Origin of the sequence: Microbispora sp. H10830, assembly GCF_014161375.1 — a bacterium.
GTDB lineage: Bacteria > Actinomycetota > Actinomycetes > Streptosporangiales > Streptosporangiaceae > Microbispora > Microbispora catharanthi.
Genome location: NZ_JABBWX010000024.1, coordinates 19125 through 44229 on the forward strand (window position 1 = coordinate 19125; position 25105 = coordinate 44229).

Annotated in this window: 29 protein-coding genes; 18 read left to right on the forward strand and 11 right to left on the reverse strand. The window is 66.6% G+C overall.

Annotated elements, in window-relative coordinates; all coding sequences use genetic code 11:
* Window positions 1–62: 62 nt before the first annotated feature.
* Window positions 63–506, forward strand: coding sequence for a very short patch repair endonuclease (locus HHX35_RS38620; protein WP_182903555.1), 444 nt, complete (start codon window positions 63–65; stop codon window positions 504–506).
* A 107-nt stretch (window positions 507–613) separates the two neighbouring features.
* On the opposite strand, the gene HHX35_RS38625 is transcribed toward HHX35_RS38620, so the two are convergent.
* From HHX35_RS38625 to HHX35_RS38635, 3 genes are all read right to left on the reverse strand, one after another.
* Window positions 614–1240 (reverse strand): hypothetical protein, encoded by a 627-nt coding sequence (locus HHX35_RS38625; RefSeq protein ID WP_182903556.1) that lies wholly within the window; start codon window positions 1238–1240, stop codon window positions 614–616.
* A gap of 598 nt (window positions 1241–1838) precedes the next feature.
* Entirely contained in the window at window positions 1839–3170 is a 1332-nt protein-coding gene (locus tag HHX35_RS38630; protein ID WP_182903557.1) for a hypothetical protein, read from the reverse strand.
* Between the two features lie 57 nt (window positions 3171–3227).
* Window positions 3228–4340, reverse strand: coding sequence for a pentapeptide repeat-containing protein (locus HHX35_RS38635; RefSeq protein WP_182903558.1), 1113 nt, complete (start codon window positions 4338–4340; stop codon window positions 3228–3230).
* A 542-nt stretch (window positions 4341–4882) separates the two neighbouring features.
* Here HHX35_RS38635 and HHX35_RS38640 point away from each other — a divergent pair.
* The 4 genes from HHX35_RS38640 to HHX35_RS38655 all read left to right on the forward strand — a co-directional run bounded on the left by HHX35_RS38640 (window position 4883) and on the right by HHX35_RS38655 (window position 7009).
* Window positions 4883–5533, forward strand: coding sequence for an HAD family hydrolase (locus HHX35_RS38640; RefSeq protein ID WP_182903559.1), 651 nt, complete (start codon window positions 4883–4885; stop codon window positions 5531–5533).
* Between the two features lie 204 nt (window positions 5534–5737).
* On the forward strand, window positions 5738–6406 hold the full coding sequence (locus HHX35_RS38645; RefSeq protein ID WP_182903560.1) for a hypothetical protein: 669 nt from the start codon (window positions 5738–5740) through the stop codon (window positions 6404–6406).
* Between the two features lie 79 nt (window positions 6407–6485).
* Entirely contained in the window at window positions 6486–6641 is a 156-nt protein-coding gene (locus HHX35_RS38650) for a hypothetical protein (protein WP_182903561.1), read from the forward strand.
* A 92-nt stretch (window positions 6642–6733) separates the two neighbouring features.
* Window positions 6734–7009 carry a CPCC family cysteine-rich protein gene (locus HHX35_RS38655; RefSeq protein ID WP_182903612.1) on the forward strand — a complete coding sequence of 92 codons (276 nt, stop codon included), beginning with the start codon at window positions 6734–6736 and terminating at the stop codon, window positions 7007–7009.
* A gap of 444 nt (window positions 7010–7453) precedes the next feature.
* Here HHX35_RS38655 and HHX35_RS38660 read toward each other — a convergent pair whose 3' ends face one another.
* A complete protein-coding gene (locus HHX35_RS38660) occupies window positions 7454–7828 on the reverse strand; it encodes a hypothetical protein (protein ID WP_220506377.1) in 375 nt (124 codons plus the stop codon).
* 600 nt (window positions 7829–8428) lie between these two features.
* Here HHX35_RS38660 and HHX35_RS38665 point away from each other — a divergent pair.
* A complete protein-coding gene (locus tag HHX35_RS38665) occupies window positions 8429–9148 on the forward strand; it encodes a transglutaminase domain-containing protein (RefSeq protein ID WP_182903562.1) in 720 nt (239 codons plus the stop codon).
* Between the two features lie 219 nt (window positions 9149–9367).
* Here HHX35_RS38665 and HHX35_RS38670 read toward each other — a convergent pair whose 3' ends face one another.
* Window positions 9368–9694 carry a hypothetical protein gene (locus HHX35_RS38670; protein WP_220506378.1) on the reverse strand — a complete coding sequence of 109 codons (327 nt, stop codon included), beginning with the start codon at window positions 9692–9694 and terminating at the stop codon, window positions 9368–9370.
* Between the two features lie 234 nt (window positions 9695–9928).
* Between HHX35_RS38670 and HHX35_RS38675 the strand changes: the two genes are divergently transcribed.
* From HHX35_RS38675 to HHX35_RS38685, 3 genes are all read left to right on the forward strand, one after another.
* The gene (locus HHX35_RS38675) at window positions 9929–10555 is read left to right on the forward strand and encodes a hypothetical protein (RefSeq protein ID WP_310739600.1); all 627 of its coding nucleotides are present in this window, start codon (window positions 9929–9931) and stop codon (window positions 10553–10555) included.
* A 168-nt stretch (window positions 10556–10723) separates the two neighbouring features.
* Window positions 10724–11884 carry a molybdopterin-dependent oxidoreductase gene (locus HHX35_RS38680; protein WP_310739602.1) on the forward strand — a complete coding sequence of 387 codons (1161 nt, stop codon included), beginning with the start codon at window positions 10724–10726 and terminating at the stop codon, window positions 11882–11884.
* A complete protein-coding gene (locus HHX35_RS38685; protein ID WP_182903565.1) occupies window positions 11881–12291 on the forward strand; it encodes a hypothetical protein in 411 nt (136 codons plus the stop codon). The genes HHX35_RS38680 and HHX35_RS38685 overlap by 4 nt, the downstream gene beginning before the upstream one ends.
* 145 nt (window positions 12292–12436) lie before the next feature.
* Here HHX35_RS38685 and HHX35_RS38690 read toward each other — a convergent pair whose 3' ends face one another.
* Entirely contained in the window at window positions 12437–12661 is a 225-nt protein-coding gene (locus tag HHX35_RS38690) for a hypothetical protein (RefSeq protein ID WP_182903566.1), read from the reverse strand.
* Window positions 12658–13326, reverse strand: coding sequence for an RNA polymerase sigma factor (locus tag HHX35_RS38695; protein ID WP_182903567.1), 669 nt, complete (start codon window positions 13324–13326; stop codon window positions 12658–12660). Before HHX35_RS38695 ends, HHX35_RS38690 begins: the two co-directional genes overlap by 4 nt.
* A gap of 101 nt (window positions 13327–13427) precedes the next feature.
* Between HHX35_RS38695 and HHX35_RS38700 the strand changes: the two genes are divergently transcribed.
* Complete coding sequence (locus tag HHX35_RS38700; protein ID WP_139580318.1) at window positions 13428–13913, forward strand: peroxiredoxin family protein; 486 nt, start codon at window positions 13428–13430, stop codon at window positions 13911–13913.
* A 231-nt stretch (window positions 13914–14144) separates the two neighbouring features.
* On the forward strand, window positions 14145–15197 hold the full coding sequence (locus HHX35_RS38705) for a serine hydrolase domain-containing protein (RefSeq protein WP_182903568.1): 1053 nt from the start codon (window positions 14145–14147) through the stop codon (window positions 15195–15197).
* Between the two features lie 14 nt (window positions 15198–15211).
* On the opposite strand, the gene HHX35_RS38710 is transcribed toward HHX35_RS38705, so the two are convergent.
* Window positions 15212–15670 carry an iron chaperone gene (locus tag HHX35_RS38710; RefSeq protein WP_182903569.1) on the reverse strand — a complete coding sequence of 153 codons (459 nt, stop codon included), beginning with the start codon at window positions 15668–15670 and terminating at the stop codon, window positions 15212–15214.
* Window positions 15671–15726: 56 nt separating this feature from the next.
* Entirely contained in the window at window positions 15727–16182 is a 456-nt protein-coding gene (locus tag HHX35_RS38715; RefSeq protein ID WP_182903570.1) for a carboxymuconolactone decarboxylase family protein, read from the reverse strand.
* Window positions 16183–16346: 164 nt separating this feature from the next.
* Here HHX35_RS38715 and HHX35_RS38720 point away from each other — a divergent pair, with 164 nt between their 5' ends.
* From HHX35_RS38720 to HHX35_RS38750, 7 genes are all read left to right on the forward strand, one after another.
* Window positions 16347–18593 (forward strand): tetratricopeptide repeat protein, encoded by a 2247-nt coding sequence (locus HHX35_RS38720; RefSeq protein ID WP_220506379.1) that lies wholly within the window; start codon window positions 16347–16349, stop codon window positions 18591–18593.
* 93 nt (window positions 18594–18686) lie between these two features.
* Window positions 18687–19052, forward strand: a complete 366-nt coding sequence (locus tag HHX35_RS38725; RefSeq protein ID WP_182903572.1) for a hypothetical protein — start codon at window positions 18687–18689, stop codon at window positions 19050–19052.
* A gap of 4 nt (window positions 19053–19056) precedes the next feature.
* Window positions 19057–19455, forward strand: a complete 399-nt coding sequence (locus tag HHX35_RS38730) for a hypothetical protein (protein ID WP_182903573.1) — start codon at window positions 19057–19059, stop codon at window positions 19453–19455.
* Window positions 19456–19619: 164 nt separating this feature from the next.
* Window positions 19620–21173, forward strand: coding sequence for a DUF11 domain-containing protein (locus HHX35_RS38735; protein ID WP_220506380.1), 1554 nt, complete (start codon window positions 19620–19622; stop codon window positions 21171–21173).
* 71 nt (window positions 21174–21244) lie between these two features.
* Window positions 21245–21628, forward strand: coding sequence for a nuclear transport factor 2 family protein (locus tag HHX35_RS38740; RefSeq protein WP_182903574.1), 384 nt, complete (start codon window positions 21245–21247; stop codon window positions 21626–21628).
* Window positions 21629–21744: 116 nt separating this feature from the next.
* Complete coding sequence (locus HHX35_RS38745) at window positions 21745–22272, forward strand: sigma-70 family RNA polymerase sigma factor (protein WP_182903575.1); 528 nt, start codon at window positions 21745–21747, stop codon at window positions 22270–22272.
* Complete coding sequence (locus tag HHX35_RS38750) at window positions 22269–22913, forward strand: permease-like cell division protein FtsX (protein WP_182903576.1); 645 nt, start codon at window positions 22269–22271, stop codon at window positions 22911–22913. The genes HHX35_RS38745 and HHX35_RS38750 overlap by 4 nt, the downstream gene beginning before the upstream one ends.
* Before the next feature lie 86 nt (window positions 22914–22999).
* Here HHX35_RS38750 and HHX35_RS38755 read toward each other — a convergent pair whose 3' ends face one another.
* Together HHX35_RS38755 and HHX35_RS38760 are read right to left on the reverse strand one after the other, a co-directional pair.
* A complete protein-coding gene (locus HHX35_RS38755) occupies window positions 23000–24097 on the reverse strand; it encodes a hypothetical protein (RefSeq protein WP_182903577.1) in 1098 nt (365 codons plus the stop codon).
* A 256-nt stretch (window positions 24098–24353) separates the two neighbouring features.
* Window positions 24354–25010 (reverse strand): class I SAM-dependent methyltransferase, encoded by a 657-nt coding sequence (locus HHX35_RS38760; protein ID WP_310739605.1) that lies wholly within the window; start codon window positions 25008–25010, stop codon window positions 24354–24356.
* Between the last annotated feature and the right edge of the window lie 95 nt (window positions 25011–25105).

The following is a 25105-nucleotide window of genomic DNA, read 5'->3' on the forward strand; positions in this document are numbered from 1 at the left end:
TGCTCGTGTACCGAAGCCTAGACTAGTCGACCTGACCACGTGCTCGGCATTAGTCTTGAGACATGCCCAATGAGAAGGCCTGGGCTTCCAACGAAGCTACACGTGCGATCAGTGGTTCCAGTCGGAACGTAGACACCAAGCCTGAAGTTGCTCTAAGGCGGGCGGTGCATGCTCTCGGGTTGCGATATCAGGTTGCAGTCCAGCCCCTCCCAAACATCCGGAGGACGGCCGACCTCGTATTCCGAAGGTCGAAGGTAGCCGTATTTTTAGACGGATGTTTTTGGCACGGTTGTCAGCAACACTATCGTTTACCAGCATCCAATTCTGATTATTGGCACCAAAAAGTGGAATTAAATCGGGACCGTGATGTCCGCCTCAACAGTCTGCTAATTGAGGCCGGGTGGCTTCCGCTCCACGTGTGGGAACACGAGGATCCTCAGGCGGCTGCGCTCAAGATCGCCGAAGCTATTCGCAAGCGGCGTGCTGACATGGATCGGCAAAGCTAAGCGCATACTTTTGGGTCGACCGGATGGTAATCGCTGTTTGATAGGGAGTGGTACGCGTTTGATTAGGCCTCACTCGGTTTGTGCGATACCGCTATATGCTGAACGGGTCAGCGGCCGGCCGGCTGTCCGATTGTGTACCTATCGTCAGGATCTTTGAGGAACCCCGGGTGCGCTTCCATGGCTCGCTTGAGCCTAGTTGCGGATACTGGATGCCCTTTGCTGGTCAATATGTCGCGCAGTTCCTCTGCGGTTAATGGTCGGCCGCAGCGAGCGAGATAACGCGCGGCGCTCTGCTCCAGTGTGGGGGACCCATAGGGCTCGACCGCTTGAAGCGCCATGCGGGCGTGTTGATGCTCACTCATCGCATCGGCGAACTCCTCAACCCAGGGCCGGGCGGCGTCGATCAAGCGTCGTGCACCGTCACGAAGCCGACCAAAATCGAGATATCCAGCTCGTTCAATGAGGTACAGACCGCCGGCCAGTAATACCAGGACTGGGGCCGGATTCCGCCTGGCTAAACGTGTGATCGCGGCGCCTCCAATGACAAGGAGCCGAGCTGCTCCCTCGGCAAGCATGGCTGCGTCTGCCAGATTGGCCTCAAACCCAGCAGCTTGCAACATCATATAGGCGGTGTTTACCCATGTTGTGGCATCAGTATTGGAGTATCCCAACCGCGTGAAGACACTGTCGGCGCTTAGGATGATGGCTGGTGCAAGGAACTCGGCCAGTGCCACAGTGCCAATGTCATCAGGGTCTCCACGTAGGCGGGCTGGTAGGTCCCGATCCGTCTCCAGCAAGGGTCGCAAGCGTGGACTAAGGTAATCGCGTATCGCAAGGTCGACGACATGCACTCTAGGCATCACTTGCCCCCATAGCACCTGCTCGGCTTCGTGTAGGGGGATCCGGTTAGAAGCAGCAATGACGTCTAGGTGGTTACGAAGTTCGCCGGGAACGTGCGCGCTGATGTAGGTGTTAGACCGTCCCGTCAATGCTAGTCCGGTGAACAAGTCTTCGACCCGCCTGTAGCGGACTGTGTTGCAGGCGCGTCCTGCCAGCGCATTGGTATCCGTGACGGAGACCAACGCTGGCCAGGGCACAGACATAGGATGCACCGTCGGTGCTATCCGCGCCACAGCGCTTGACCGTTTGGACATGACGGTTAGTGTCCTCTCGCTACGGCCCGTCCTGCCACATGAATCCGAGGTGAGTATCCGTAGACCCAACCTTCCGGGTGTTCGTTCCTGGAGCGCTGGCTACTTGGGAGGGCCGATGACCACGCTTAGCAGGGTGATTTGTCGCCCGAAAAGCTGACGGTCGTAACTAGTGGTATGGCTACTTCCTCGCCCATGGCACACTCTCAGTATCCGTGACCCAGCGCGCAGTAACTTGGAGACGAGGTAAGTACTGGCCTTGGTAATCGAGCATGCGCAGAAGGCTGAGCTCTAAGTACTCCATAGCAAGCCGCCATGCCTCTACTAGCTCTTGTGAGGTCGGCCACTCAGGCTGACTGAATTTCTTCGGCGGATGCACCAGGCTATTGCGAATATTGAAAATGACGTCCGTACTGACCCAGTCTCCAGCACTGTTGAGCGCCCGCTTTCGAGACTCCAGAGCCGAAAAGTCGGCCGGTATATCGACGGGAACACTGGCCCAACGTAGCAGTAAGCCGACTTGTGCCCCTGCGGGAATTTTATCGAGGGCATCCTTATTGAGCCACTGATAGTGCTGTAGTATGGCCCAGCTTAGCAGCTCAAGCCCTGAGCACGCCACAGGAATTCTTACGTCTAACACCTGGCGCGAGTTGGCCGCCAGGAACAGATTAATTGCACGGTCGACGACTTGTTCCAGTGAGGAATTAGCGGCAAGCGCACACATTCCTTGTGCCAGGCTCGGAAGAGCCTCTGTCACGAGGTGATCGGGACACCATCGCCATTGACCATCTCCTAAACGAGGGGCGCCAAATTCAGCCCAGACAACCTTGCCGTTGTCGTCCAGTCCGACTAAGGGGCCGACGCCGATTTCCCTACTCGAAATAAAACTCAGTAACAAGTAGCAGCGGCGCCGGAGCTGCTCAACACGTTCCTCATTGACTGGATAGGAGTCTGGAACGGCTTCTATGACAAAGGAGAAGCCTTGGGGTCCTAGCTCTTCATCTACGGGTGCCATTCGTAAAGTCCATCCCGGCAATGCAAAGGCGAGTTGATCCTGGTCGCCTTCTAAAGTGAACACTCTAGGCAGTGGATGCCTCGTTACTGGGCCGGTGATGTGAAAAATCAGACGATTGATATTTGATGTGTCCCCGCTCACTAGATGGTTGATAGTGACTTTCTCATCCGCCCACGAGGTGGCTTCGCTTGGACGGGGTGATAATGCTGATTGAGATGGCGGGTCAAGATTCATGTCTATTGGCAGCTCAACTGCTGGGCCCTCATTGTTCGTCCAAAGATGCATCATCCATGGATCGCTCCCCGCGATATGTGCAGAGAAGGATGGCCTTGGCGAAAGGTGTAGTTCAAGGTCTCCTTGAGTCGAATGGGAGGTTCCGTCAATTGACACAATGAGGTCACCTGCATAGACGCGTACAACGCCATCCGGAGACGAACGATAGATGGGACGGATGTACGAGGCAGCCTCGTGTGCACCGGTTGCATCCTGATCGGTCATGTACAACCTCTCCTGGAGTCGTTAATCGCGCGTCATGTCGGTCACGGGCGGCATCGCTTATGAAGATTTCTCCGCCCCCGCGCGAGGCATCAAGTGCTCGGGGAGACCCACTACAGCGGTAAGGTTGGCGCCGGCCAGACTCACGTTTGTGAGTTTCGCGCCCGTCAGGTTCGCCTGAGCGAGGTTCGCACCTTCGAGATTGGCGCCGGTGAGATCCGCGTCCTTGAGGTTCGCTCCTCTGAGGTTCGCGTTGGTCAGGATCGCGCCATCGAGGTCCGCATCACGCAACTCGGCATGCGAAAGATCTGCCTTTGTGAAGTCCACATCTGTCAGGATCGCGCGGACCAGCCGTGCCCCGCGCAACTCGGCATCCACGAACTTGGCGAAGGCGCAGAAGGCGCCATTGAGATAGGCGCCATCAAGGCAGGCATCGGCCAAATTCGCGTCGGACAGGTTCGCGCTCTGCAGGTTCGCGTTGCTCAGTTCCGCCCAGGCAAGGTTCGCGTCGTCGAGCCTTGCATCCGTGAAGTTGCCCTCGTTGAATTCGGCTTTCTTGAGATTTGCGCGGATGAGGTTGACACCGCGCTTTTCGTCGTCGTGCTCAGCGACGCGACGAGCGATAACGGTCAGCGCCGCTTGGATGTCCGTCCGCAACGCCTCCCCCGCAGCGGCACCGTCTTGCGGATGAGGATCGTGCGAATGCTCACGGATGAACGCACACAGCACATCCAGGATCGTGGGATGGTCACGTGGGGAGTCCCGCGCAATGCGCTCCAGCGCGTAGACGCCACCCAACCGGATGGCGAGCTTGTCAGAGCCCAATTGTTCGATGGCCTTGGTGTAGCGGTCCGTGACCTGGCCCTGTTCGCTCAACTCGTGAGCACGACGGGCGGTCTCCTCGCTGTGCTCCAAGGTCCGCCGAGCGGACTCCTCGCTATGCCGCAGAGCCCTCCGAGCCGTGTCAGCGTTTCGTGCGGTGTAGTACAACGCTCCCAACGCTGCCATGCCGGTGGCGACCGCGAGGAGACGGCCACGGATGGCGTCCTGCGCAGAAGCCAAATCCTTGCCCGCCAGACCGGTGACCCCATCCACGTGCTCCAGCCACCAGCCGGCGCCCGGACCGAGAATCAATATCATCAACGCGAGCAGCGCGATGACGAACACGGCCACCGCTGCCCGGTACAACTTTTGGGGAGATCGCACCCTCACACGGTGGCAGGCAGTACCTGTGGATGTCCACGAAACACCTAGTTCGAGCGAGGAGCGGCGTTCGGGCTGAGATGCCGGACGACTGTGTTCAGTATGTGACTGTGTCCTTGGCCCGCTGGCCGAGCCCGGTTGGATCGAGTGGGCGAGTACAACCGGGGCCCCATACCGAACACCCCTACTGACTCAAGGCTACTGGTGAGCAGTACCTTGATGACCTGCCGCAATACGGGCCAAGCTAGGGATCAAGCCCGGCTACCGCGCCGGAGGTGGTCGGCCAGCCTACTCCGGGATATCTGTGGGATGATCTTGCCTGGTCCGCGTGGTACGTAGACTGTTTGCGCAGCTCAAGGTGCTCCTCCGCTCTCCTAAACCGGGTGCTCATACGCCGCCCCGTGGCTTCCGGTACTCAGGTTTGGTGGCATTGCGGGTGCGGATCCGCTTGCCGCCGGATTGTCTGAAGACCATCTGCCGGTCGGCTCCATGGGACTGGCTAGGTTGTCCTCGTGCAACGACTCGCGCTCTTCGATCTGGACAACACTCTCGTAGACCTCGACGCGGCGTTTCGGGAGTGGGTTCAGGAGTTCGCCGAGGAGCACCGGCTGGAGGTTGGGGCGGCTGACTTGCTGATCGGTCTTGACCGGGACGGTTACCCGCACCGACAGGTGTTCTTCAGCAAGGTCCGCGAGCGCTTCGCCCTGCCTGACTCGGTGGAGGAGCTGTGGGGTCGCTACCGCGAGCGGATGCCATACCTCGTGCGCTGTCGGCCTGAAGTGCTGGACGGCCTGGCTCGGCTACGCGCTTCCGGGTGGCGAGTTGCGATCGTCACCAACGGGACGGCGGACAACCAGCTTGGGAAGATTCAGCACACAGGGTTGGCCGAGGCCGTCGACGCCTACGCGCTGTCGGGGCTGGAGGGCATCCGGAAGCCCGATGTCGGTCTGTTCGAGATCGCGGCCAAGCGTTGCGGCGCGGCTCTCGCCGAGGGCGGATGGATGATCGGTGACAACCTGACCGCTGACATAGCCGGCGGGCGAGCCGCGGGCCTCCGGACGGTCTGGATCGATCGAGGAACCTGGCCCGGAGTCGACCACCAGGCCGACCACGTGGTTACCGACGTACTGCAAGGCATCGAGATTCTTCAGCGCTACGGCTGATGTGACGACAACACTGACGACAACGTCGGCCACCATGAGCGCGCGTGGACATCCGCCCAGCACCGCTGACCTCGGCAGGGTCCGGGGGAGCAGGGCGATTGTTCCGCCTGAAAAGCGGAAGGTTCGTCCTGACTTGGAAGCCGGTTGTTCCGGTCGGTCGGAGAAGCGCCGGATCACGCTACCGTGCGCGGTTGGATGGAGAGCATGTCCGCTCACGACGTGGCCCGGCTGTTGCCCGATGTTCCGGTGCTCCGTGACCTGTGCCGGTCCATGGCGGTGCTGGAGGCCATCCTCAGCCCAGGGTGGGAGAGCCGCTACCACTGCTTCGACGCAGGGTGGGGTCCCGGGGAGGAGATGGCCTCGATGCGCAGCGGTTCCGGAGACGAGTACTCCATCGTCTTCTCGGCAGCGGGTGCCTACATCCGCGGCTTCGACCACGAGGCGGCGATGAGCCCGTACGGCAACGACGGGCCGTGGCCGGGGGTGCTCGACTCGGTTCCCGAGGTCTTTCGGCACTGCGTGGCCGAGCCCGCGTTCTGCGACGAGGACGGGATGCCGGTCCTGACTGCCTACCTGTGGCGCGGGACCGGTGACGACTGCTGGCGGGTGGGAGAGATCGACTACCCTGACGGCGCGAGCGACCCCGACGGGGCGTCATACCTATTCGCGCGGCTCACCGATCCGTCTCCGGAGGCGTTCCGGCGGTTCGCCGAGGACTACTACGAGATTCCGGTGGACCTGGACGCGGTGCGGCACGTCTACGCGCTCCGCCCGCTGACACAGGCGGTGGTCACCACACTGAATGTCGACCTCACCATCAAGGATCTCGCCGACGACCTCGCGGCGGCCCGGTATCCATCCGTCACCGGCTGAGAAGACGCTCTGCCCGTGGGGCGGTGGTCGTGCAGAGGCTCGCGCTCTTCGACCCTGGCCGCCGGTGGATGGATGGGTGGTGACGATCTCATCAAGGACATCGGTGGGGGACGGGCCGCCGGCGTGCGTACGGCTCTGGGTCGACCGGGGGAACGGGCCCAATCAGGAGCACGAGGCGGACCACGTCGTCACGGACGTGCTCCAAGTGACGGAGATCATGCACGGCGAAGGCTGACCGGACTGCCGCGAGGTGATCTGCAATGTAGTCCGCTCAGTGCGGATCCATGGGCAGATGGACAGGTGCGTTACCGTGCGGTGGTGACGTTCATGAACATCGTGCGTCGTAAGGGCGACGAGCTGTATCCGTGTCCGTGCTGCGGGTTCCTCACTCTTGAGGAGCGGGGCATGCACGAGATCTGCCCGGTGTGCTTCTGGGAGGACGACGGCCAGGATGAGCATGACGCCGACGAGGTTCGCGGTGGTCCCAACTATGGACTGAGCCTCACCCAGGGACGGCGAAATTTCGCCAAGTTCGGCGCAAGCAGTAAGCGATGCGTCGACAAGGTACGTGACCCCCTCCCTCACGAGCACCCAATCCAATGACCTTGCTAACCCGAGTGCTAACAACAGGTCTGGACGGACCTGGACGACCGTGGACTGAGGGATCCTGCAGAGACCGCCCCACCAGGCCCGGAAGACAACCGTGGACGGTCCTGGACGGTCGTGATCTAACTCGTAATGAAGGGGTCAAGGGTTCGATTCCCTTAGGCGGCTCCACCTCAGAGGCCCTCCCGGAGAACCGGCGAGGGCCTTTGCGTGTCTTATCTGCGTGGCTACCGGCCCCGATCACTTCTGCGCCGATGAAGTCTTTTTCCAGAGGAGCAGCGAAGACCTTGGGGCGCTGCCCCAGACCCCGGGGCGCTCAGGCTCCGGGACGATCGCGACACGCGCGGGGGCCGCACGGGGTTGAGGTGGAAGGGCGGGTCGAAGGCAGACAGGAAGATCAGGACGGGGGTGAAACGCTGGCGTCGACGCATTCTGGAGGTCTCAGCAGAACATGAGGGAAACGCCCTGCCGGATGCACACCTGCAAGACTTCGATCAGGTCTTGTCCCCGTTCCGCGTACGCCTGCCAGTGTTCCGACGGCCTAGTACGCCATGACGAGATGATCTCCGAGAGGCGAGGTAACACCTGGGCGCATTCAGCTGCCGTCAGATCGCCACTGTCGTCTGGATGATTCAGCAGAGGGGCGAGGCTTGTCTCCACCGTGTCCCATGAACGGTCACCGCCGAATCCGGCCATCGAATCGAGGTCGAACCCCTCTGCTGTCGCCAGTTCCCTTCGGAAGTAGCCGAACCAGGTGCACGACCAGCTCACGTTACAGGTGACATCGTCGTTATCTGGAGTAAGTATCACGCCCACTCGAACACCCCCTGCATCACACCTATGGGAGATGGTGCCACAAGGGAACCTCTGAGTCATGACTCGATCGGGGTTGTAGCTGGAAGCCACGGGTCCAAAAGGTGACGAGGCCGGAGCGATTTCGGGGGCACACCGCCTTAGAAAACGCTGGCAAGCGATGACAAGGAACGGAAGCATTTTCGCATGTCATTGAGGGTGTCGAGGTTATCCGTCCAGATCACAAGCAGGCGAAATTAGAACCCGGCCTATAGGCCGGTTGGCCTTGAGGCCCTAGGCTCGGCCTCATGGATCTGCCCGATCTTCCCCCTGGTACTCGTGTCAAGATTCACAGAGACCCTGAATATGGTCCGGGCCCCTGGCCGGCGGAACCTACCGGGTCAGTGATCGACTCCTGCATAGACGAACAAGGCGCTGGCCGCGATCTACGCATGTACTGGGTGAAGTTCGATGAACCTCAGTACGACACAGATGGCGATGGACCTTATGAGTCCTCCCAGGTTGCGCACTTCTATATCGAGGCGCTCTCTACTGAGGGCGGGGACAGCCTTGGATAGGTGAGTGACGAACTGCGTGACGACGGCCACCGATACGATCGTTGGAATGAAGTCGGTGATCTCGGCGTCATGGTGCCGTCGCGCTGCTGTTTCCCACCGGGCGGCGGTCGAGCGCGAGTTGGCGGCCACGCCCATTCTCGATTGGAAGCATCCACGGATACGTAAGTTGGTGGCCGAAGCTCAGGACGGGAGCGCCGGGACGGACCGAGATCTTCTGGTCGCGGCCCACCGGCTCATCACCGCACGGGTGCGTCCGGTGTACGCCATGAACGAGAAGCAACCCGTCTCCAGGACGCTCCTCCTGGAGCGCGGTTCGTGCAGCCAGCGACTGGCGCTTTTGGAAGCGGTAGCACGGGCCGGTGGGATCGCCAGCCGTGTCAGAGGATTGTTGGTAGACGGACGTTTCTGGTATCCGCGGTTTCCTCAGCTGCGCGCGTTGATCCCTCACCAGGTGGTGCTTGCCTGGCCGGAGTTCATGCTCGACAGCCAGTGGTTAAGCGTTTCAGAGCTGTACGGTGGCCTGGACACGTTGCAGAAGGGCGGCGGGTTCGTCAACGCTGGCGGTGAGACGCTCTTCGACGCGGTTGCCCGCACCGCCGTGGACTGGGACGGGCTCACCTGCTCATCGTGCGATCTGTCCGGCTACGTGCTGGCTGATTTGGGTTATTTCAGTTCGCGTGATCTCCTGTTCAGGACGCATGGCCAAACGTTGTGCCTGCCGGTTCGCATCATTGCGGACATCATCATGAGCCGTCGGGCGGCTTGAGTTTCCGTCAGCGCCTGGGGTTGTCGCGAGAGCTGACGGCCCGAGCCGGCTCCGGGGCACTTTCGGGGCACATGGCGCCGGAAAGCACTGGCAAGCGATGACAACGAACGGAAATGTTTTCGCAGGTCGCTTGCGGCGCAGGGTGCCGGGCCGCAGGTAGGGAGCGTGCGGAATTTGAACCCGGCCTACAGGCCGACTCAAGGCCTCGCCTGACTCCATCTACGGCTCCAGTGGGACATCGCTCCATCGGAACCAGGCGCGCTGCCCGCTGATGTGTAGAAGGAAGTCCGCAACAGGCAGGCCTTGGGGTGTAATCAACTCTAGTTGGTCGCTGATGCGCTCATACACGGCTTCCCAGGCTTCGTAATCGAGGTTGCCGTCTGCCTCGATCAGGGCAAGTTCTTGCTTAAACAGCGGTTCCACGGCCGCGTACCCGGGGTAGGCGACGAAACGTCCCGACAGCCAGGGGAAATCACCGTCGCCGTTCAGATATATGTCACCGAGTACTTCATCGCCGCGACGCAGTTGCCAGACGCGCTCGACCACACCCAGGACCATACCCCTACCGATAGCATCGGGCGGCAGCCTGTAACTACCCAGCGAACAGCGCGAGGAGCCCTCTACCTTGTGACTGGTTCCCATTTGCAAGCAGGCAGTCCCGCTGCCGTGACTGCCACACCGGGTTCCTGCGAAAGGACGAACCGGAGGATGTCACTTACGTCCGATTGGATGGGACTCATGACTGCTCATGATGTAGCCCGGCTATTGCCGGATGTCCCAGTGCTTCGCGACCTGTGCCGCTCTCTAGCGGTACTGGAAGCGGTGCTGAGCCCGGACTGGGAGAGCCGCTACCACTCCTTCGATGCGGACTGGGGGCCGGGAGAAGAGATGGCCTCAATGCGGAACGGCTCGGGGGATGAGTATTCCATCGTCTTCTCAGCTGGAGGCGCGTACATTCGCGGCTTCGATCACGAGGCGGTGATGAGCCCGTACGAGAACGACGGGCCGTGGCCGGGGGTGCTCGATTCGGTTCCTCACGCCTTCCGCCACTGTGTGGAGGAGTCCGCGTTCTGTGACGAGGACGGCACGCCGATCGTGACTGCCTGCCTGTGGCGTGAGTCCGGCGATGGTCGCTGGCAGGTGGGAGAGATCGAATACCCGGACGACGAGAGCGACCCGGACGGTGCCGTGCACCTTTTCGGGCTGCTCGTCGATCCGTCGCCGGAGGCGTTCCAGAGGTTTGCCGAGGACTATTACGGAGTCCCCCTCAATCTCGATGCGGTGCGGCACGTCTATGGCCTTCGTCCGCTGACGCAAGCGGTGGTTTATTCACTGAATCCCGAGCTCACCTTGCAGGACCTTGCCGATGACCTTGCGGCGGGTCGATATCCGTCTTCCGGTGAGTGATGCAGACAGTCCGGCGGGCATCCGGTGGTTTTCGCGTCGCTTTCTCCCAGTGGCCCGTCATTGATCCGTAAGCATTGGCGTGCCCGGGCGGCGGTATGGTCGCGAATGTGCTTGTGAATCTTCTTCCCGGCGCGGCTCTCGATTCGCCGCCGTGCCGGGAAAACGAGGGTGCGTGATTCCGTCGTGAAGGAACGCGTCGAAACGCTGATGCGGGGCGTGCCCGGCCGCTTCACCAGCGGGCTGCACTCCGAACGGGTGGCCGCCCGGCTCGGCCTGTGGCTCGGAATCAGCTTCACCGTCGCCTTCGCCACCGGCCTGTTCAGCCACTTCATGCAGCATCCCCCCGGCCGGCTGGCGTGGCCGTCCCGGCCGGTCGGACTCTACCGAGTCACGCAGGGCCTGCACGTGATCGGCGGGCTGGCGACGATTCCGCTGCTTCTCGCGAAACTCTGGACCGTTTATCCCAAGCTCTGGCAGTGGCCACCCTTCCGGTCGCTCTCTCACGCCGTGGAACGCGCGCTCGTGCTCGTTCTCGTCGGTGCTTCGCTGTTTCAGTCGATAACTGGATTGCTGAACGTCTCGTACGCCTACCTATGGCCGTTCTCCTTTCCGGCCGCGCACTACTGGACGGCATACCTCCTGTATGGAGCTCTGGTCATTCACGTCGTGAATGAATGGGCGAAGGTGCGCAGGCAGTTATGGACGCGGGAAGAGGTCGAGCCACGGGAGGCGGTTACGACGCGGCGGCGTTTCCTCGGCACCGTGGCCGCTGCGTCGGGCCTCACCGTCCTGTTCACGGTGGGCGAGACGTACGCGCCGCTTTCCGGGCTCGCCCTGCTCGCGCCGCGCGACCCGCATACCGGTCCGCAGGGCCTGCCGGTCAACAAGTCCGCGGTGGCGGCGGGAGTGACCGCGGTGATCCACGATCCGGGATACCGGCTCACCGTGACCGGCGCGGTGCGCACGCCGCTGGCCCTCGCGTACGACGACCTGCTGCGGCTCCCCCAGCACACCGTCCGGCTGCCGATCGCCTGCGTGGAGGGCTGGAGCGCCGAGGCCGAATGGTCGGGCATCCGGTTGCGTGACCTCGCCGCCCTGGCGGGTGTCGCGCCGGACGCCGTGCTCACGGTCGAGTCGCTGGAGAGGGGCGGGGGATACCGGTCGAGCGAGGTGCGGCCACCGCACTGGAACGACCCGCTCACGCTGCTGGCCTTGCGGATCGACGGCGCGCCGCTCGCGCCCGACCACGGTTTCCCCGTACGGCTGATCGCGCCGAACAGGCCGGGTGTGCTGCAGACCAAGTGGGTGTCGAAGGTGGTGGCGGCGTGAACGTGGGGCGTTCGCTGGGGTACGGCCTGGGCGGCGCACTGGTCGTGGCCGGGATCGCCGGCCTGGTCGTGGACGCTCGTCTGACCGACCCGCTCGGCTGGGCCCTGTGGTTCGGCGGCCTGATCGTGGCGCACGACGGAGTGCTCGTGCCCGTGGTTCTGCTCGCCGGCGTGGCCGTCGGGAGGCTGCGCGAGCCGTCTCCGGTGCGGGCGGGGCTGACCGTCGCAGCCGTGCTGTCCCTCGTCGCCCTGCCGATGGTCGCGGGCATCGGCAGGCGGGCCGACAACTCCTCACTCCTGCCGCTGGACTACGGGCGGAACCTGCTCGTCGTGCTGGGCCTGATCGCGCTCGTGACGGCGCTCACCATGATCGCCCTGCGGCTCCGGCGGAGCCGCCGGCGCGGCTAGAAGCCCTGGACGCCGCGTATGCCGACACCGTGGTCGACCTCTGCCTGCACGCGTCGCGGGCTCCCTGAACGGCCCGGCGCGAGCCGTGGGAAACCGGCAGCGCGGGGCTGCACTGACCGGCAGGGCGGCCCGCGCCGGCCGCGCGCTAGCCGGCGGTGCCCGACACCGCGGCGAGCAAGCCCTCGAAATCGTCGGAGCAGGGGCCGCAGGCACGCAGGTGCGCGACGATCCCCGGGTATCGCCGCCGTGCGGCCTCCGGGTGCCGCGTCACGAGTTCGACGTACACGTGGAGCAGGTCCATCGCCTTCTCACAGCCCACGTCGCGCGGGTCGGTGCTCAGGAACCGGTCGAGCTCATCCCATCCGTTCATGACCGCCTCGAAGTGCCGATGTCCAGATAGCCTCGGGCGACGAGCGCGGCGCGCAGCTTCCGCCTGGCGTCGAACATCGCCTTGTAGATGGCGTTGCGGTTCGTGTCCAGCTCGACGGCCAGAGCGTCCGTCGGGACGCCGTTGAGCACGATCGCGACGAAGATCTGGCGCTGCCGTTCGGTGAGTTCCTCGTCAACCGCCCGGCGCAGCGTGGCGAGCAGATCATGCCGCTCGCAGCGTTCGGCCGGGTCGAACCCGAACCGGTCCGGCAGGCGCTCCCAGTCCTCCCCCTCCAGCGACACTCCCGGGTTACGCCAGAAGTGGCGCCCGAGCTTGGCCGACACCTCCAGCACGGCGAACTTGTAGGCCCAGGTGGTGAACCGGCTCTCACCGCGGAACTCACCGAGCTTCGCGATCACGGCCAGCAGGGCGTCGGCCGCGGCCTGGTGAGCCACATCGTCCAGCTCGGGACCGGCGAGGCGCAATCGGGGGGCGCGCCTGCGCACCTCGTTGCCCGCGACGCGCAGCAGGATCGCGTGCAGCCGTTCCACGGCCGCCTCCCGCTCCACTCCGGCGCCGCCGAGCGTACGCAGCCACTCGGCCGACTCCGCGTCGCCCGAGGCGGGGGTGGCCTGGTCATCCCCGAGACCGGGATCCGCCGCCATGCGTCCGATGGTATTCGACCGCCTTCAGGAGGTAAGACCTCGGCCTGCGGTGACGCGAAGACAGTGTCAGCACATCGTCCCGACACGAGAGGAACATCGACATGACACTGCTTCATCCCGGCGACCGGTTTCCCGACCTGGCCGTGGCCCTTCCCGGCGGGGAGACCCTGCACCTGCCCGGCGCGCTGGCCGGAAGCTTCGGCGTCGTCCTCTTCTACCGGGGTTCGTGGTGTCCCTACTGTAAGGCGCAGTTGCGCGCCTTCCAGCGGTCGCTGGACACCCTCACCGGCGTGGAAGCCAAGGTGGTGGCCCTGTCGGTGGACGACGAGGCCACGACGGGGGAACTGGCCGCCACACTCCGGCTGGACTTCCCGGTCGGTCACAGCGCCGACCCGGACCTCCTGGCCCGCGCGACCGGCGCTTTCGTCAACGACGACCCCAGGTATGTCCAGTCGACCGGCTTCGTGCTCGACCCCGACGGGCGGGTCGTCGTCAGCGTCTACTCCAGCGGCGCGATCGGCCGTCTCGTCCCCGACGACGTCGTCGGCCTGATCCGCTACATCCGGGAGCACTCGCCCGCCGCCTGAACCTCCTTGCGCGTCGCGCGCACGGGCGGGGCGACACGGGCAGGCCGGAACGTCACCGGCCTGCCCGGCCGGACCCTGGCGGCGCCGAGACGGTTATCGCTCCCACCGCGGCGCGCGGGCGGCGGTGCGGGTGACGCTGCGCGCCGACGTCCGGGGCCGACGCTGTATCAGCGATCCGGGTGACCGAATGCCGATTGCCTTCGGCTGACCTCCGTTCCTAGGTTTGTCGCCATGATCAACGGAACGGTGGAACTTGGTTTCGAGCAGGTACGGGACGTTTTCGCCGATGTGCTGAAGCGGCAGGCCGGCGGAGCGGGGGCGGCGGTCGCCGCCCAGCTGGACGGCCGATGGGTCGTCGACCTGTGGGGCGGGCCCGGCTGGTCACGCGACAGCATCGTCATGCCTTACTCCGTGACCAAACCGTTCGCGGCGGTCTGTGCGTTGCTCCTCGTGGATCGGGGCGTGCTGGAGTTGGACGCCCCGATGCAGCGTTACTGGCCCGAGTTCACCGCGCCGGCGACCGTACGACATGTCCTGTCGCACCAGGCCGGCGTGGTGGCGCTGGATCGACCGGTGCCCACCGAGACCTTCTACGACTGGGACCGGCTGTGCGCGCTTCTCGCCGCGCAGGAGCCGTCGTGGGAGCCGGGCACCGCGCATGGCGAGTCGGCGTTGTTCTACGGGCACCTGGTCGGCGAACTGGTCCGGCGCACCGACGGGCGGACGCTCGGCCGCTTTCTCGCCGAGGAGGTCTGCGGCCCACACGAGCTGGACTTTCACATCGGCCTCGGCCCCGCGGAACAGGCACGGGCGATCGAGCTGACCGGATTGACCCCGGCCTTCCGGGCTGCCGCGCTGGACGGCAAGCCCGGCCTCTACCCCCGGGCGATCGGCAATCCGCCCGGTGCCCAGGACCCGGCCGTGGTCAACTCCGCCGCCTGGCGGGCCGCCGAGATCCCCGCCGTCAACGGCCACGGCACCGCCCGTGCAGCCGCCGGGTTCTACTCCGCGTTGCCGCGGCTGCTGTCGGCCGGCCTGCTCGCCGAGGCCACCACCGCCCAGTGCTCGGGGACGGACGCGGTCTTCGGGGCACAGACGACCTGGGGGCTGGGCTTCGGCATCGACGGTGACGACTACGGGATGGGCGGCCTGGGCGGCAACTACGCCGGAGCCGCCGGCTACTCTTTCGCCTTTCTCACTGGCCATGCCGGCGATTTCGATCGCGCCACCGACCTGGAGAACGCTCTGCGCGCCGTTCTCGGGCTGGGCCCGATTCCCGACTGACCGGAGCCCGGTCCTCAGCTCAGCGCCTGCTTCAGGAGCGCTGCGATCCTCGCCTCGACGTCGGCGGTCAGCTCGGTCAGGGCGTACGAGGCCGGCCACATGGCGCCTTCGTCGAGGTTCGCCTCGTCGCTGAAGCCGAGCGTCGCGTAGCGGGCCTTGAACTTCGCCGCAGCCTGGAAGAAGCAGATCATCTTGCCGTCGCGGGCGTACGCGGGCATCCCGTACCACAGCTTCGCCGTGAGGTCGGGCACGTGGGCTTTGATCAGGGCGTGCAGCCGCTCGGCGATCACCCGGTCGGACTCCGCCATTTCGGCGATCTTCGCGAGCACCTCGCTCTCCGTGTCGGCCTTGGCGCCGCGCCGAGCGCTCGTCTTCAGCTCCTTGGCGCGCTGCTTCATCGCGTCGCGCTCTTCCTCGGTGAACCCGTCGTACTTCTGGCCCTCGGGGGTGGTGGTCTTCGTGGTGGTCGACATGATGACTTCCTCTCTCTGTGAGATGTGGCTCGGGGTGGTGCTGGACGGGGGCGGTGTCACCACTGGCCCGCCTGCTGGCGGGTCGGCACGTTGAGCCGGTTGAAGGCGTTGGCGATCGCGATGTTGAGCAGCAGTGCGGCCAGCTCCTTGTGGTCGAAGTGCTTGGCGGCCATGTCCCACACCTGGTCCGGCACCGGGTCCGGCTGGTCGGCGAGCCGGGTCACCGCCTCGGTCAGGGCCAGCGCGGCGCGCTCCTCGTCGCTGAACCACGGCGTCTCCCGCCACGCGGCGACGGCGTGCACTTGATCTGCGGTCACGCCGTGCCGCTGGGCCTGGTGGACGCCCCCGGCCACACACGGAGCGCAGCCGTTGATCTGGCTGGCCCGCAGGTGGCTCAGCGCCAGCAGCTTGCCGTCCACTCCGGCACCCGCGATGGCGCTGTTGACCGCCGTCAGGGCCTCCATCGCCCCGGGGATCAAAGCCGCCGGGTTCGGCATGCGCTCGGTCGACATCGCTTCTCCTTCGTCGCGGGTGTTTCCGACAGGTGCTATCCGACCATCGGCGTGCCGGGGCCCGCCTGGTCCGTGGGACACCGTGGGACACGCGGAACCCGGTTGACCAGCGCGGACACATCGCCGATCCGTCCGCGTGGGCCGGGACGGGTACGGTGTTTCACGTGTCCAGCCCCCAGGAGCGACTGGTGGCTCAGCTCGCCCGGATCAAGGAGCTGAGCGGGCTCAGCCTGCGCGCCCTTGCCCGCCAGACGGAGCTGAGCAGCTCGTCGTTGTCGCGATACCTGACCGGCCAGCTCGTGCCGCCATGGGAGGCCGTCGTGGCGCTGTGCCGGGCCGTGGGACGCGATCCCCGGCCACTGCGCGCGCTGTGGGCCGAGGCGGCGGAAGCCGGCGCGGCGCCCGCTAGGCGCCGCAACGATCTGCCGGCCGACCTGTTCGACTTCACCGGCAGGGAAGCGGAGTCCGCGCTGGTCGAAGAGCTGCTGCGCACCACTGGCGCGGCCGCGGTCGACGGCATGGCCGGCGTGGGCAAGACCAGCCTGGCCGTGCATGTGGCCCATCGGCTCGTCCCCGCGTATCCGGACGGCGGGCTCTATCTCGACCTGCAGGGCTTCACCCCGGGGCAGGAGCCACTGGAGCCGCACGCCGCGCTGGGCCGGTTGCTGGGCGCGTTGGACGTCACGCACCCCCCGGCCGGCACCGCCGATCGCGCGGCGCTCTGGCGGTCGGAGCTGTCCCGGAGGCGGATCCTCGTCGTGCTCGACAACGCGGTCGACGCGGAGCAGGTGCGCCCGCTGCTCCCCGGCGCGGGGAAGTCCGCGGTCCTGGTCACCAGCCGGCACCGGCTGGTGAGCCTGGACGGAGTGCCGCCGGTGTCCCTGGAGCCGCTGACCGACGACGACGCGGTGCACCTGTTCGGCCGGGCGGCGGGGCTCTCGCTCACCGAAGAGGAAGCGGTCGGTCAGGTGCTGCGGCAGTGCGGCGGACTTCCGCTGGCGCTGCGGATGGCGGGCGCGCGGCTTCGCCACCGCCCGGGCTGGACGGTGGCCGTGCTGGCCGAGCGGCTGCGTGCCACCCCCAGCCGCTTCGACTCCGCCTTCGGCATGTCGCTGCAGCAGCTCGACGCGGTCCAGCGTCGCATGTTCCGGCTGCTGGGCGTGCTGCCGGGCGCCGACTTCGACGCGGCGGTGGCGGGCGCGCTCACCGACATGCCGCCCGACCGGGCCGGCGCGTCGCTGGAGGAGCTGGTCGACGCCCACCTGGTCCAGGAGCCCTCGCCCGGGCGCTACCGGATGCATGATCTGATCCGGCAGTACGCGGCGGACATCGCCGCCGACGAGGAGCCGCGGGCCGAAGCCGCCCTGCGCCGGGTCCTCATGCACTATCTGGCGCAGGCCGTCGCCCACGAGCGGACCCTGCCCTCGCCGCACCGCGAGGAACCCTCGCCGGGAGATCCGGCGAGGGCCATGGCCTGGTTCGACCTCGAGTACGTCAACCTGGTGGCCTGCTTCGACGCCGCCGTGCGGCTCGGCGTGGACGAGGTGGTGGCCGAGCTGCCGCAGGCCATGCGGGTCTGGTTCTTCAGGCACCGCGGAACCGACGACCAGGCACGCCTGCTCGAAGCCGCCGCGGCCGCCGCGGCGCGTCTCGGCCGCGACCAGCAGCGGGCTTCGCTGCTCGCGGACCTCGGGTACGCCCGTGCCGCCGCCGGACGCCTCAGCGAGGCGCTCTCCGCCTACGAGCTGGCCGAGCGGTCAGGGCCGGACGACGACGTCGCAGCCGCCCTGGCGCTGCGTATCGGCATGGTGCGCCGGGATCTCGGTGACCTCGAAGCGGCACAGGCGCACTTCCGGCGGGCACGCGAGCTGTTCGAGAAGATCGGGCGCCACGCGGGACAGTCCCAGGCGCTGGCCTTCGACGGATGGGTGACACTTCACCTCGGGCAGCGCGGCGAAGCCGTCGAACTCGCCCGGGCATCCGTCGCACTGGCGGGCGGGCCCGCACAGATCACCGGGCTGGTCACCCTCGGTCTCGCACTGGCACCGGACGACCCGGCGGAGTCGCTGCGAACGCTGCGTGACGCGTTGCAGCTGTCCGAGCAGCACAATCTCCAGCACAACCAGGCGTGGTGCCACAACTATCTCGGTGTCGCGCTGCGGATCACGGGCTCACCCGAGAAGGCGCTCGAACACCACCGGCGGGCCTTCGAGCTGCTGGAACCGCTGGCCGAGGTGCAGCTGGAGATCGATGTCCTGCACACCTACGCCGAGACGTGCCGCGCGGCGGGCCGCTGTGACGAGGCGCTGACGCTGCTCGACCGGACCATCGAGCTCGCGCGTGAGCTGGGCCGGCCGTACGACGAGAAGCTCGCCCGCGCGGCGCGGGAGACCGTGCGCGCGGCCCGCTGAGCCGTCCCCGCCGTCCGTACGCGTCACCGGAACATTTCGGATGCCTTCTCATGATCCGGCCGGTTAGGTTGGGGGTCGCGGGAGGAGATGATCATGTCAGGCGAGTTGCGGACCTTGTGGCGGCCGACCGGGCCGGAGGAGTTGGAACTGGTCCGGCGGTCCGGGTGGCGGGCGTGGCCGCCGCGGCTGCCCGAGCAGCCGATCTTCTATCCCGTGCTCAACGAGGACTACGCGATCAGGATCGCCCGTGACTGGAATGCTCCCCGCTATGGGGTCGGCTATGTGACCCGCTTTCACGTGCCCGAAGACTTCCTGGCCCGCTATCCGATCCAGCAGGCCGGCGGGGAGACGATTCTCGAACTGTGGGTGCCCGCCGAGGAGCTGGACGAGTTCAACGCGCACATCTCCGGCGTCATCGAAGTGGTGCACGAGTTCCGCCCGGACCTGGACAGGACATGAGCTCGTGCCCCTGATCTCCCGTAGCGACTGCGAGATCGACGTCCACGACGGGACCTTCTTCATCGTCGATGTGTCGTTCTCCTGGGACCCCTTCGAGGCGTCCGAGCGCGGCGGCCTCAGGCTCTCGGCCGAGGACGACCTCGTGAGCCTCACGCTCGAAGTGTGGGACGACGAGCCGGGGGGTCAGCGCGAGCCGTGGGCGGATGTCGTTACCCGCGTCCTCCGCTCGGAGGCCGGAGAAGTCTGCGCGGCGGAGCTGTACACGGGCGTGCAGGACGGGTTCCTGCTGCTCGGGGAGCCGGAGCGGCTGTGGAACGTACGGGTGTACACACGGGCCGATGACGAAGCGGATCCGCGGGAGCAGTTCTTGGTCCAGTTCTGGCCGCGGGGGGCCTCGGCCTAGATCTAGATCTTCCCTGCACAGGGTCGGCAGAGAACAAGATCCGGCCAACTGTTGGCGCGGTCGCACGTGTCGTGCCGCACCTCTCGTCCCCGTCGGACGAATCTTCCCTGCGGTGCCAGCGCCGCCCGTACGGCCTGGTGAATCGCCACGACGAGAGGACGTTCATGATGAGGCACATCCGCAGGATGTGTTACCCCGTCGCCGCCCTGGTGGCGGCGGCTGTCCCCCTGACGCTGTGCGGAGCGGTCCCTGCCGACGCCGCGCCCGCCCGTGTCGAGGCCGCGGCCACCGCGGCGCAGCGGGCCGCGGCGCCGGACCCCGCGTCGTGTCCTGAGCAGGTGGCGCTGGTCAACGGCGGTTTCGAGAAGCCCGTCGTCGCCGGGACGTGGGCTTCGCTCCCCGACGCCTCGCAGAACAACCCGAACGCGGTGCCGGGCTGGCGGACGACCGCCACCGATCACATGATCGAGGTCTGGAGCCCCCGGATGAACGTTCCGGCGGTCGAGGGCGCGCAGTTCGCGGAGCTGAACGCCAACCAGGTCTCGACCCTCTACCAGGACCGTCCGACCACTCCGGGCCAGAAGCTGTACTGGCGGCTGTCCCACCGCGGGCGTCTCGGCACCGACCAGATGGCGCTGGACATCGGCGCTCCCTCGGGTCCCGCCCAGCAGGGGACCATGTCCGACGGCACCGGTAAGTGGGGCACCTACCACGGCACCTACACCGTGCCCGCCGGGCAGACGACCACCAGGTTCGCCTTCCGTTCCATCTCCGCCGCCGGAGGCAACGCGTCGGTCGGCAACTTCCTCGACGACGTCTTCTTCGGCACCCCGCCGTGCGTCGTCGTCACCAAGTCCGCGAGCCCGCAGGGGCCGGTGAACGTCGGCGACGAGATCACCTACCGGCTGACCGCCGTCGACAAGGGTGGCGACGTCGCGCAGAACGTCCGGCTCACCGACAAGATCCCGGCCGGGACCACCTACGTGCCCGGCTCGCTCCGCGTCGTGGACGGCCCGGGCAGCGGCGCCATGACCGACGAGGCCGGCGACGACCAGGCCGAGTTCGACGCCGCCACCGGTGCTGTCTCCTTCAGGCTGGGAGACGGCGCCACGGGTACGACGGGGGGCCGGCTGGCCAACGACACCACTCTGCCGGACGGCATCACCGTGGAGTTCCGGGTCAAGGTCGGCAGGTCGGTCGCGGGCAAGCAGGTCGTCAACAGCGGCGCGGTCGCCTACGAGAACCGGCTCGGCCCCGAGCCCGAGCCGCTGACCTCCACAAGCGGTGACGCCGTCACCGAGGTCAACCCGGCCGTCGACCTGAGCGTGGTCAAGTCCGCGGACAAGACCGAGGTCACCGTGGGGGAGACCGTCACCTACCGCGTCACGGTCGCCAACGCCGGGCCCAACGACGCCACCGGCGTCGCCGTCAAGGACGTCCTGCCGGCCAACCTCGCCTTCCTGTCGTCCACACGCTCGACCGGCACGTACGCCGGTGGAACGTGGACTGTGGGAACGCTGGCCAGTGGCGCGACGGCCACGCTGGTCGTCCGCGCGAAGGCCACCGCGATCGGGGAGACGGTCAACACCGCCACCGTCGGCGGCAAGGAGCTCGACCTCGACCCGGCCAACGACAGCGACACGGTCAAGGTCTGCGTCCAGCGCGAGCCGTTCTGCCCCTACTGCACGCCCGGGAGCAAGCAGGACACCGGGAAGTGACCTCCTGAAACCGGAAGCCGCCGGGACTACGGTTGTGTCGCCGAAGACGCGCCACGACGGAGAGGACCGACATGACAGGCACGCTCCTGGACGAGCTGTACGAGGCCGAGCGGCGACTGCAGAAGGCGCAGCTCGGCGGTGACGTGGAGGAGCTCGACCGGCTGCTCGACGAGCGGGTCGTCTTCACGGGACCGCCGGACGGCCGGCTGCACACGGAGGCCAAGCAACTCGATCTCCACAACCACCGCTCGCGTACGCAGGTGATGACGAAGGTGGCTGAGGAGGACCTCACCGTCGTCGTCTCGGGGACGACCGGAGTCACGTGCTTCCTCGGCACGCTCGAAGGCACCTTCGACGGCGAGCCGTTCGCCGGTCGGCTGCGCTACACGCGCACATGGGTGCACACCGGCGAGTACGGCTGGCGCGTCCTGGCGGCCCACGCCAGTGAGGCGTGACGCGAGGTTCCGAACCGAAGTCGCGAGGCCCTTCCGGACCATCCGGAGGGGCCTTCGCACGTACCGGGCCGGAAACACGCGAGCAGCGGATCGGCGGGGCTACGCGTTCACACTGCATGGATCGTGAATCCCTACGGCTGACGGCGCTCGCGCCGCCCGTGCCGCCCCCCGAGTCCGATCTGGCGGGGCTGTACCGCGAGCACCGGGTCGGCCTGGTGCGGCTCGCGGTGCTGCTCGTCGGCGACCTGGAGACGGCGGAGGACGTGGTGCAGGACGTCTTCGCCCGGCTGCACGGCCGGCGGCGGCCCCCGGATCTGACGCTCGCCTATCTGCGGACCTGTGTGCTCAACGGGTCGCGGTCGGTGCTGCGCCGCCGCGCGGTCATGCTGCGCCGCACGCAGCGGGTCACCGACCTCGCCGACTCGGCGGAGACCGCCGTCCTCATCGGCGAGTCCCGCAGGCAGGTGCTCCAGGCACTGGCCCGGCTGCCCCGGCGCCAGCGGGAGGCGCTGGTGCTGCGTTACTACCTCGACCTGGCGGACTCCGAGATCGCCCTGGTCATGGGGGTGGGGCAGAGCACCGTCAGATCCACGACCGCACGGGCCCTGGCCAGACTCCTTCGCGAACTGGGAGAAGACGATTGAGCACCATCGAGGATCGGCTCCGTGACGCCATGGCGGCCCGCGCGCGTACGGTGCCGGACGACGGCCTCGACCACGCGCTGCCCGCGCCACGCCGCACCCGGTCGCGCGGCCTCGCGATCGCCGCCGCGGCCCTCGCGGTGGCCGGCACGATCGTGGGCGTGGCACGGCTCGCGGAGCCGTCTCCGGACCTCCGGGAGGTCGGCGTCGCCGTGACGTCGCCGAGCGGCGGCGCAACCTCGTCCAACGGGGTGGACATCTCGGTCTACCTCTGTACGGATCACTCCCCCTTCAAGAGCTGCAGGGGCGGCGCGGTCACCGCCTGGGAGAAGGAGAACATCAGCCGAGCTCTCCGGGCCCGCCGCGACGTGAAGACCGTGACGTTCGAGGATCGGCGGACGGCGTTCGAGAACTTCCGCAGAAGAGAGACGAACCCCAGGCTGCTGAAGGTGACCAGGGCCGAGGACATGCCGGAGTCCTTCCGCCTGAAACTCGCTCCCGGCGCCGACCACCTGGCCGTGGCCAGGGCGGCGAGCGACCTGCTCGGGGTGTCCAACGTCGTCGACGAAGGGTGCCTGAGGGACAACCTGACCCGGCCGGCGGAAGAGGATAGACAATGCAGCTTCCCGGGCGGGGAACGCTGAGCGTGCCCGAACACGTGGAAGGGGCACGGGCGGGAACGCCCGTGCCCCTCATGGCCCTACTGGATGTCAGGACCTCGCTTCCCGGCTCACGGGTCGCAGTCCTCGCTGGAGGAGTGCATCATGGGCCGGCTGTAGCTGGTGACCTGCCGTGACTCGGTGACGTACCGGGTCTCGCTGACCGGGCGCCGGTAGGTCATCATGCGCGTGTAGCTGACCGGACGGCTCTCGCTGACAAAGTGCGTGGACTGCACCTCGCGAGTCTCCGGCACCATCCGGGTGTAGCTGACCGGACGGCTTTCCGTGACGAAGCGCGTCTCGGTGACCGGGCGCCGGAAGGTTTCCTGCCGGGTGACCGGACGTGACTCGGTGACGTAGCGCGTCTCCGTGATGGGCCGCTGGTAGGTCTCCTGGTGGGTGACCGGACGGCTCTCGGTGACGTAGCTCACCACCGGGCGCTGGTAGGTGACGTAGCGCGTCACCGGACGCGACTCGGTGACGTACCGCGTCTGGGTGACCGGGCGCTGGTAGGTCTCCTGGCGGGTGACCGGCCGGCTTTCCGTGATCATGCGCGTGTAGGTCACGGGGCGCTGGTAGGACACCTGACGCGTTTCGGTGACCGGACGCATCCGGGTGACCATCCGCGTCTCGGTGACCGGGCGCCGGAAGGTGACCTGCCGGGTGAACGTGACCGGACGGCTCTCGGTCACCATGCGCGTCTCGGTGACCGGGCGCCGATAGGTGATCGTCCGCGTGTAGCTGATCGGACGGCTGTACGACGACTGCTCGCGGAGCGCCGGACTGCTTCTCCGCAGCAATGACGAGCGCAGCGACGACTCGCGCAGCGACGACGAACGCAGTGACGACTCGCGCAGCGAGGCCCGCGAGCGGTGGTAGGCGATGTTGCTCTGGGACTGGCTGCCGCTCGACTCCTCGCTCGATGAACCTTCCTGGGCGCTCTCCCGCCCGTACCCGCTCTCCTCCTCGTACGCGCGTCCGCTCTGCTGAGCCGCCTCCTCCGACTCTTCGCCGAGGCTGGTGCCCGGCTCCTCGGCCCGCGGCGCGCTGAGCGCGGCGGCGAGGCCGGAGGGGTGGGCGGCGGTGGAGGCCGATGCGATGGCCGGCCAGAGCGTAACCGCGGACAGGACTGCCGGACCCAGCAGTAATGAGAATCGAGTGCCGTGCATAGAGATACTCCTCTCCGATCAGCGATCGGGTCGTATCTCAATCGTTGGCACACGCCGCCGGAGCCCGTCCAGGCGAGTTGACCCCTCCCGGGCCGTTCGCTGTGGCATTCCATGTGTGCCAATGGGCGTGGCTGTCGACGACGACGTCGTTGACCGGCCTCCGCTTTGCCTCCGTATTTCGCCGACAATGCGCTTCGACTAATTGCCGAGACGTTTACGGATTCGGCATTGCGCGTTTTCCGGAGAAAGCGCAGGCTCAGCGGTGGGCGATGACGGCGTACCGTTCGTCGTGGATGGGCTTGCCCCACAGCACGGGGTCGGTCAGCGGCTCCACTCCCACGCTCGCGGCGTACGGCCGCAGCACCTCGACCAGGGGTTCGGCGCTCACCCCGCCGAGCCAGGGCAGGGAGCCGGCGCCCGGCACGTACGGCGGGCCGTCCCCGGAGGCCTGCCAGTTGCCCTCGATGAGAATCAGCCGGCCGTGCGGGCGCAGCAGACTCATCCAGGTGCGCAACGCGCGCTCCGGTGCGGGCAGGGTCCACAGCAGATGCCGGGCCAGGACGACGTCGAAGGAGGCTCCGGCGGCGGCCGGCGGGTCGCTCGCGTCGCCGGTGAGGACGGGCGCGGTGAAGCCCGCCGCCGCGAGCTTGCCCCGGGCCGCCTCGGCCATCCTGGGAGACAGGTCCACGCCCACCGGCCGGTGTCCCTGCTCGGCCAGCAGCAGCGTCAGCGACCCGGTGCCGCAGCCCAGGTCGAGGACGTCGGTGGGAGGCCGCGGCATCCAGGACCGCAGCCGTCCCGCCCAGGCCGCGCGGACCCGGAGGTCGCGAAGCCCGTGGTCGGCTTCGTCGTCGAAGGTGTCTGCCTCCGCGTCCCAGTAGGAGGCGATCGACTGGGGATCCAGATCAGGCACGGACGCATCTTGTCACCCGCAGCCGACAAAAGTGGATGCAAAGGGTAAGGCGGGTGATATCCGCAGGGGTCAGACGGTCTGTGGGGGTGAACGGT

Coding starts and splice junctions, on each gene's coding strand:
- HHX35_RS38620 (WP_182903555.1), top strand. CDS start 63: ATGCCCAATGAGAAGGCCTGGGCTTCCAACGAAGCTACACGTGCGATC.
- HHX35_RS38630 (WP_182903557.1), bottom strand. CDS start 3,170: ATGACCGATCAGGATGCAACCGGTGCACACGAGGCTGCCTCGTACATC.
- HHX35_RS38645 (WP_182903560.1), top strand. CDS start 5,738: ATGTCCGCTCACGACGTGGCCCGGCTGTTGCCCGATGTTCCGGTGCTC.
- HHX35_RS38655 (WP_182903612.1), top strand. CDS start 6,734: ATGAACATCGTGCGTCGTAAGGGCGACGAGCTGTATCCGTGTCCGTGC.
- HHX35_RS38665 (WP_182903562.1), top strand. CDS start 8,429: ATGAAGTCGGTGATCTCGGCGTCATGGTGCCGTCGCGCTGCTGTTTCC.
- HHX35_RS38690 (WP_182903566.1), bottom strand. CDS start 12,661: ATGAACGGATGGGATGAGCTCGACCGGTTCCTGAGCACCGACCCGCGC.
- HHX35_RS38695 (WP_182903567.1), bottom strand. CDS start 13,326: ATGGCGGCGGATCCCGGTCTCGGGGATGACCAGGCCACCCCCGCCTCG.
- HHX35_RS38700 (WP_139580318.1), top strand. CDS start 13,428: ATGACACTGCTTCATCCCGGCGACCGGTTTCCCGACCTGGCCGTGGCC.
- HHX35_RS38705 (WP_182903568.1), top strand. CDS start 14,145: ATGATCAACGGAACGGTGGAACTTGGTTTCGAGCAGGTACGGGACGTT.
- HHX35_RS38710 (WP_182903569.1), bottom strand. CDS start 15,670: ATGTCGACCACCACGAAGACCACCACCCCCGAGGGCCAGAAGTACGAC.
- HHX35_RS38715 (WP_182903570.1), bottom strand. CDS start 16,182: ATGTCGACCGAGCGCATGCCGAACCCGGCGGCTTTGATCCCCGGGGCG.
- HHX35_RS38725 (WP_182903572.1), top strand. CDS start 18,687: ATGTCAGGCGAGTTGCGGACCTTGTGGCGGCCGACCGGGCCGGAGGAG.
- HHX35_RS38735 (WP_220506380.1), top strand. CDS start 19,620: ATGATGAGGCACATCCGCAGGATGTGTTACCCCGTCGCCGCCCTGGTG.
- HHX35_RS38740 (WP_182903574.1), top strand. CDS start 21,245: ATGACAGGCACGCTCCTGGACGAGCTGTACGAGGCCGAGCGGCGACTG.
- HHX35_RS38745 (WP_182903575.1), top strand. CDS start 21,745: ATGGATCGTGAATCCCTACGGCTGACGGCGCTCGCGCCGCCCGTGCCG.
- HHX35_RS38755 (WP_182903577.1), bottom strand. CDS start 24,097: ATGCACGGCACTCGATTCTCATTACTGCTGGGTCCGGCAGTCCTGTCC.